Origin of the sequence: Thiocapsa sp. UBA6158, from assembly GCF_002423035.1 — a bacterium.
Lineage (GTDB): Bacteria > Pseudomonadota > Gammaproteobacteria > Chromatiales > Chromatiaceae > Thiocapsa.
This window is the reverse complement of record NZ_DIUM01000081.1, coordinates 1-7,814: the sequence shown is the minus strand read 5'-3', so window position 1 is coordinate 7,814 and position 7,814 is coordinate 1. Positions and strand designations below refer to the sequence as shown.

Genomic DNA, 7,814 nt, shown 5'->3' with positions numbered 1-7,814 from the left:
GACAAGTTGCTTGACGCGCACCGACTCTTGCCTGACATCTAGCACGGCAACCTAGGGACGCCGGGCCAGCTACTGCAGCGTACTTTCAACTTCGGCTGCACCAACTCCCCGCTCTGACGCTATGCGAGGCCATCAGCAGGACTCGATTCTGCGAGCTGTAGCTCCATCCTGCACTACGACAAAAGGTCTAGCTGCGCCGCTGCAAGAAGCCGAAGCAGTGAGATGGGAAGGCGTGAAACCCGGGGGCAGAGCGGGAACTTCATGCAAGCCGAAGCTTGGCTGCCCGCCTTCCTGAGTGCGGGCATAGTAGGAAAGCGCCCGACCACGAAGCGCATCCGCCAGCGGTGGTCGCTTATAGACGACCCACCTCGGCTATGGCGCCGCCCACGGTGCGTCACGTGACCGAACCGGTGTGACGCCTAACGGCTTTCGGCCCAGAAACGAGCTCTAAAGGCCGGTGTGCGATCTCGCTATGCGTCTGTTCCGTCGCAACTCGGCCACCGCGTAACCCGCCGGAAGTTGCCCCAATCAGAAATTTGCCGTACTTTTCAACCGTTTGCGGAACAACACTAGTGTACGTTCGAAGTTGGGCTGCCCAATCTAACGGTCACCCGGGTTCCCACGAATAGTCCGTTGTCCCTGAAGCGGAGGTCGCGCTCGCACCAGGCGTACACCGTACTGCCTCCACGCCATCCGGGACGCCCCAACGCCCGCCTTCTGAGTAGGCGGCTCAGGCACACTGTCAGAACTTCGGACACGATACTCCGCTCCTGTTATGTCGGACCTTGGACAAGAAGCCGTAGACCCGGCAACCGGAATCAACACGGTACTCCTCCCCTTCGTGGTTCGGATCGTCCGGACGGAAGAGCATCTCCAAAAAGCTGTTGCGATCAGGGTCAAGGCCTACTCACGCCACCTACCAGAACTCGCGTCGGCACTGCGGGTGCCGGAACCGGAGGACCGTTCGCGGTCGTCGCTTGTTCTTCTTGCCGAGACAAAGGAAGGTGGCGAACCGATTGCCACGATGCGTATCGAGACCAACTTCGACCGGCCGCTTGGAATCGAGGAAGTGCTCAGGGGTAGGCCTCAGTTCGCAGGCAGAACGATCGCAAACGTCTCGCGCCTCGGTGTCGCCTCCGGAAGAGAAGGATCCCTAGCGAAGTTGACTCTGTTCAAGGCCCTACACCGGTATTGTCTTGCTACACAGGTGGAGTGGATCGTAGTCGGTGCGAAGCCTCCCTTGGATCGCCAGTACGAACGACTCGGATTCGTGGACGTGGAGTCACAAGGATCTCTTCGTACTATCCCCGCCTCCCAAGGCATACCGGTCAGGCTTCTAGCGCTAGAAGTGATCGCCGCTGAGCGTGAGTGGCTGAAGAATCAGCATCCGCTCTATAAGTTCATGTGTCAGGACTTCACACCGGACATCCAAATCTTCTCATCTGTCAGTGGGATGTGGGCGACCCCACGGCGGCGAGTCGTGGAGCCGCCCAGCGACGAGCTTCTGGAATCCGTCTTCGGGGTTTCTCTCGTATAGACCTCACTTGGCCCCCGTCTGCACTCCCGCCCCCGCCGTTCGTCAAGAACACACGTCGGACCGCTCATTGATAGCCTAGATTGCTCTCCGGAGTAATCTTATAAGGCTAGGCGGGCAACGTGAAACCCGCTCTACATCCATCGTCGCAAGTACTTGACACCGCTGACTGGGCCCCGCCTCGATTCCTTTCGGCGGCTCTGGTCACGCTGGTCCTGGTGTGCGTGCTGCTCGGTGCAGCGAGCTTCTACAAAGCGTTGCTGCCGGACGGAGCACCCATACAGTTAGCCTCGCGCACCGTTGCCTTTCTGCAGGGAGGAGACGAACCAGTCGGGCTGGACCAGATGCAACGGGCATTTGCCCAAGATCTCGAGCACTTCAGCCCAATCGAACGAACTCCGCATCGTGCACTCTGGATCCGCCTAAAGCTTCCCAAGGCAGAAGCTTTGAAAGAGTCGACTGTCACAGAATTTCGACTGCTTCGCCCGAAAAGTGTAAACGCGTGGTTGGTAGGCCCCGATACGAACGGGACGCCAACGAGTGTAGACCTCAGCGACGCAACTCATGCCTCCAAGGGCGGGTTCGCAATTACGCTCCCGAAAGATAGCAGCGCAAGAACACTCTACGTCGCAGTGTATTCCGACACGATAGCCATCCCGAAAGTTTTCCTGTGGAAGGCAACGGATTACGCCACAACCGAACTTCAATTCGAACGACTTGGCGGCGCCCTTCTTGGGATTCTTATCCTATTCGCGGGTTTTTGCTGCCTGGTCGCGATTATCAACCGAGACTGGACGTTCTTACTGTTCTCAGGCTGGTTAATTGCGAGCTATCGGGTTGCTGCCTTTAACGGCGGATGGGACCTTGCGTGGATTGGATTTAACGTAGCGGTGGAGTGGTCGCTTGTTTTCTCACGCGTATCACTGGCGGCCTATGCAATCCTCACGATATACCTTTACGAATCTCTATTCCCTTCTACCGTAAGCAAAAAACCATGGAATACGATCTATGCGGTACAAAAGATTGGCTTCTTAACGTTAGCCATACTGGCCATATGGCTGTCGCATAGCGCGTTCCAGCGAGCATTTTGGGCGCTCGCAGGTATCGCGCTGACGCTCAACTTTGCACAGGCGCTTCAAGCTGCCGTCACCCAACGCTCCCGAATCGCGTACTGGTACTCTCTTTCGTGGGGGTTCACAGTCACGGGAATGCTTGGAGAGGTTCTTTATGCGTCCGGTTACCTAAACACGCCGTTCTTGTTGAATGCGCAGGTTGGATCGATCGCAGGAGCACTCGTCACTGGCGTGGCACTGGCCGAAAAGATCCGCTTGGAAAGAGAAGCACGCGTGCGCGCCCAGGCGAAAACCGTCAGCGCACTCGCGAAATACGCCGATAACTACAATTCGATGCCTGTCGGGCTCTTCAGTTCTGACGCCGAAGGTCAATTGTCGGTCTTCAATCCGGCGTTCTGTCAAATTTTCGGAATCGCACCTAACGCCTCCGTAAAGGACATGCCCTATATTCAATCATTAATCGGTTTAGACGGCCTACAAAGATTGCGTGAAGCCGCCCGGAGCTCGGGCGGGTCAGATGTTGAAATCCTCGTCACACGAGCGACCCAAAAACCCCTTTGGCTTTTGGCCAGAGCGACTTCGAATGCCGGCTCAATCGAAGCTTCGATTCAAGACATCACGTCCAGGAAGCAAGCAGAAGGACAATTACGTAAGCTTGTCGACCATGACGTCTTAACTGGACTGCTCAATCGCCGCGGGCTGTATACAACGCTTGAGGAGGCAATCCGCAACGTACAGGCGGGCGGCGCTTGTGCTTTAGCGTATATAGACTTTGACCGCTTCAAGCTCATTAACGATCTCCACGGACACGGCACCGGCGACGCATTACTGCAACTGGCCGCCACCAGGTTGAGTCAAGCGGTAAGGAGTCGAGACGTCGCAGCCCGTCTGGCTGATGGATTTGTAATAGTTCTCTTTGAGTGCCCCGATCAAGCGATCGTCGGGCTGTCTGAGCGATTCCGTGAGGTCATCAGCGACAAGCCTTTTGAGGTCGATGGAAAAGGTATCAACATGACTGTCAGTGTCGGCGCGGTATCCATCGAAAGGTCGATGACCCCGGTAGACGCTGTAGCGGCTGCGGATCGTGCATGCAGCGAGGCAAAGGCTCGTGGACGCAATTGCGTAGTTCGCTTGACTGATAGCGACGCAGCACTTAGGGCGCACTTAGACGAGTTGAAGGTCGTTGCCGACCTGCAGCAGCGAACTCCGACAGATCGATATTTCCTTGAGTTCCAGCCTATCGTTGCGCTTGGATCAGCTATGGCTTCGCTAAGTTACGAGGTTTTGATCAGGATGCGAGGAGAAAACGGCTCTGTGATTCCACCCGGGAAATTTATCGGCGCTGCCGAACGAAACGGTCTGATGGCACAAATCGACCGCTGGGTTCTCAGGAACACCCTCGAATGGCTCGACGACCACCCCGCTCACCGTGAGCGCCTGTCGTTCGCCACGATCAACATCAGTGGCGCTTCGCTCAACGACACCCGCTTCGTCGACGACGCATTCGCCATGATCGCCGAGCATCCGCTCGCGATGCCGAAACTGTGCTTCGAGATCACGGAGAGCGTCGCTCTCCACGACCTTGGATCGACTCGGCGGTTCGTCGATCGGGTGCGCATGTACGGTAGCAAGCTGGCGCTCGATGATTTCGGGGCGGGCTATACGTCGTTCAACTACCTCAAGGAAATTCCGGCGGATTTCATCAAGATCGACGGCAGTTTCGTCCGGGACATCAACCGCAATCCTGCCAACTATGCGATCACCCGGACGATCGTCGAGCTGACACATGAACTCGGCATGCGCAGCATCGCCGAATGGGCGGAGACGCCGGACACGATCGCGTCGCTGATCGAGTTGGGCGTGGACTACGGGCAGGGTTTCGGGCTGGTCCGGCCGATCGCGCCGGATATCGTGACGGCAGCCCTCTCGGGCGGTGCGCTCGTGAGGGATCCGCAGGTACTGGCTCTGCTGGACGACCGCGGTCGATACGCATCGGCCGCGCGCAGCCCGCTGAGCATCCCGCGCAAGGCAGGCTAGCACCGCGCAGGCGCGCAGACAGCGCCGCCACCGCACGAGGCGACGCGGCGCAGGGCGAGCCTTGCAGGGGATATCATTGCCGACCACGATCCTGAGTCGGCAACCTCGAACAACCCGATGAGCACGCACGCCGCCCCCCCGCCGAACGGCGCCAGCCTCTACGCCCACCCGGTCGCGCAAGCCATCCTGAACGAGGCGCTCGCCCTCCTCGGCGACGGTGTCCCCGCCACGACGGTCGAAGCGGCCTCGCTTGCGGCCTCGCTACGCTCGGGCGTACTGGCGGTCCTGGACGACATCTCGCTCGAGACGCTGGATCACGCGCTGCATGCGGAGCTCCACGCGCTGGAGCACGCGCATGATCACGGGCATTCGCGCGACCACGGGCACGACCACGACCACGGCCATCCGCATCACGACCATGGGCCCGTGCATCACGACCACCACGCGCATGGCCATGAGCACAACCACGCACCGGCGCCGGCCAACCCGAAGCCCCACGCACACAAGGTGAAGTCCCGGCGCATGCCGGAACCGGCGGTCTACGTGCTCGAAAAGATGGCCCACGGGTATCGCCGCATGGGCCGTTCCGGCGGTGCAGGCTTCTACGATCACGGGTCGGAGCCGCCGCAGCTGTGGTCAGGTCTGAAGACCTTCGAACGCCGCACGGCGAAGGTGTTGGAGGCGGACGTCGTAGACCGGCTGCGCTATGCGGCGATGCTCGGGGCGCTGCGCGCGACGGGCGATGCGCCGACGGCCGCACTCGAAACCGCATTCGGCACGCAGGTTCCGCTGACGGCCGAAGCCGCGGTGTCGACGGTGCAGTCACTCGGCACGGAGCACTTCCTTGCACGCTGTCGTGAACTGGCGATGCGCTATGGCGAACGGTTCGAGCCGGCCGGCCCCACGCTCGCCGCGCTCGGGATTGCCGGACACTGAAGCGGCGCGACGATGGTAACGACCGATACGGACGGTCCGGTCTACATCGTCACGCTGGATCGATCCGAGGCGCGCAACGCGGTCGACGGCCCGACGGCTCGTGCGCTCGCGGACGCCTTCCGGGAGTTCGACGCGAACCCGGGGTTCTCGGTCGGCGTGTTCGCAGGCGCGAACGGTACGTTCTGCGCAGGCGCGGACCTGAAGGCCTTCGCCGCGGGCACGCGCGGCAACCGGCTGGACGCGACTGGCGACGGGCCGATGGGCCCTTCGCGGATGCTGCTGTCGAAGCCGGTCGTCGCCGCGGTTTCGGGCCACGCAGTCGCGGGCGGCGCAGAACTCGCGCTCTGGTGCGATCTGCGGATCTTCGAACGCAGTGCGGTTTTCGGGATTTTCTGCCGGCGCTTCGGCGTCCCGCTGGTGGACGGCGGCACGGTTCGGCTGCCCCGGCTGATCGGACTGTCGCGCGCGCTCGACCTGATCCTCACGGGACGCGCGGTCGATGCGCAGGAAGCACTCGCGATCGGGCTGGCCCACCGGGTGGTCCCGGACGGCACGGCCCGCGAAGCGGCGATCGCACTCGCTCATGAACTCGCCGCATTGCCCCAGAACTGCCTGCGCAGCGACCGGCTGTCAGCCTACGAACAGTTCGGCCTGACGCTGGACGCGGCCATGGCCAACGAATTCGAGCGCGGCATGGCAACGATCGCCTCGGGCGAGTCGGTCGCCGGCGCAGCGCGCTTCGAGCAGGGCGCGGGCCGGCACGGTCGCACCACCTGAGCGCGCGCCTCGCCCGACGCCCGCCCTGCATCCCCCCTGCCCATCCGGCCTGCCCCCACGAACCGCCAACTCATGATCCGACGAGACAAACTGCTGCACGGCTGGCGCGAGCCGGTCACGACCCGCCCCGCTGCCACGATCCTCCTGCTGCGCGACGCGGACGCCGGGCTCGAGGTGCTGATGACCCGCCGCTCGGCCACCGCGAGCTTCGCGCCGGGCGCCTATGTGTTCCCGGGCGGCACCCTCGACGCCGCCGATACGTCGGCGGCGGCGCTGGCGGTCGCACGTGCCCGCGAAGACCAGGACGCACTGCACCGCCACTTCGCGGCGGCGGCGCTGCGCGAGGCCTTCGAGGAACTGGGCATCCTGCTCGCCTGGCGCGCGGGCTCGGACGACCACTGCCCGCCCGAGATCGCCTCGACCCTCGACCGCTCGACCGAGGCGGACTTCTACGGCCAGCTCGCATCGGCCAGGCTGGAGCTGGCGCTCGACCGAACGGCCTGGCTGTCGCACTGGATCACGGACCGGGATCTGCCCAAGCGCTTCGACGTACGGTTCTTCGTCGCGCCGATGCCCGAGGGCCAGGAAGCGATCGCCGACGGTGCGGAGCAGTTCGAGCCGGTGTGGGTGAATCCCTCGCAGGCCCTGGAGCGGCACGCGCAGGGCGGCTTCAGCATGATCTTCCCGACGATCCGGACGCTGCGCCAGCTCGAGCGCTTCCGGCGGGTCGCCGAGGTACTCGACACCTGCGTCACGCAGGCTGCCATGTTCCGCTCCTGCCCGCGAGGCGGCAGGGTGGCAGGACGCGACACCCGGTTCACCGAGGATGAGATGCAGTTCGGCGAACTCGAGCTGGTGTCGCCCGACGGGCAGGTCGTCCATTCGCTCGACTGGCGGCACGACGAGCCGGTGGCCCTGCGGCGCAACCTGCATCGGCTCACTGCACCGAACCCCGGCATGATGACGGGGCCCGGCACGAACACCTACATCGTCGGCGAGCCCGGGGACTATCTGGTCATCGACCCGGGCCCCGCCTCGGCCGAGCACATCGCGCGGATCGCTGCCTTCGTGGGCGAGGGCCTGCGCACGATCGTCTGCACCCATTCGCATCCAGATCACTCGCCCGGCGCGCCGATGCTGCGGGATGCGGTCGGGCGCAACGTGCCGATCCTCGGGCTGCCCTCGGGGCCCGATGCCCGCGCGAACTCGCATTTCGTTCCGGATCGGGCGCTCGAGGACGGCGAACGGCTGCGGGTCGGCGACTCGACACTGCGGGTCGTGCACACGCCCGGTCACGCCGCGAATCACCTGTGCCTCGTTCTCGAAGAGGACCGGCTGCTCTTCTCGGGCGATCACGTGCTCAACGGCTCGACGACGGTCGTCGATCCTCCCGACGGTGACATGCACGCCTACATCGCCTCGCTGCGACGCCTCGCCGCAGAACCGGTCGACTTCAT

The 7,814-nt window shown here is 62.8% G+C and carries 5 protein-coding genes; all 5 read left to right on the top strand.

What is annotated here, in order from left to right; translation table 11 throughout:
* Positions 1–775: 775 nt before the first annotated feature.
* Positions 776–1,537 carry an N-acyl amino acid synthase FeeM domain-containing protein gene (locus B4N44_RS11435; protein ID WP_296700869.1) on the top strand — a complete coding sequence of 254 codons (762 nt, stop codon included), beginning with the start codon at positions 776–778 and terminating at the stop codon, positions 1,535–1,537.
* A gap of 119 nt (positions 1,538–1,656) precedes the next feature.
* Complete coding sequence (locus tag B4N44_RS11430) at positions 1,657–4,644, top strand: EAL domain-containing protein (RefSeq protein WP_296700867.1); 2,988 nt, start codon at positions 1,657–1,659, stop codon at positions 4,642–4,644.
* Between the two features lie 117 nt (positions 4,645–4,761).
* A complete protein-coding gene (locus B4N44_RS11425; protein WP_296700865.1) occupies positions 4,762–5,580 on the top strand; it encodes a hypothetical protein in 819 nt (272 codons plus the stop codon).
* 12 nt (positions 5,581–5,592) lie between these two features.
* On the top strand, positions 5,593–6,357 hold the full coding sequence (locus tag B4N44_RS11420; protein WP_296700864.1) for a crotonase/enoyl-CoA hydratase family protein: 765 nt from the start codon (positions 5,593–5,595) through the stop codon (positions 6,355–6,357).
* Between the two features lie 72 nt (positions 6,358–6,429).
* Positions 6,430–7,814: MBL fold metallo-hydrolase (locus tag B4N44_RS11415; RefSeq protein WP_296700863.1), on the top strand; the 1,385-nt coding region annotated here is incomplete at its 3' end.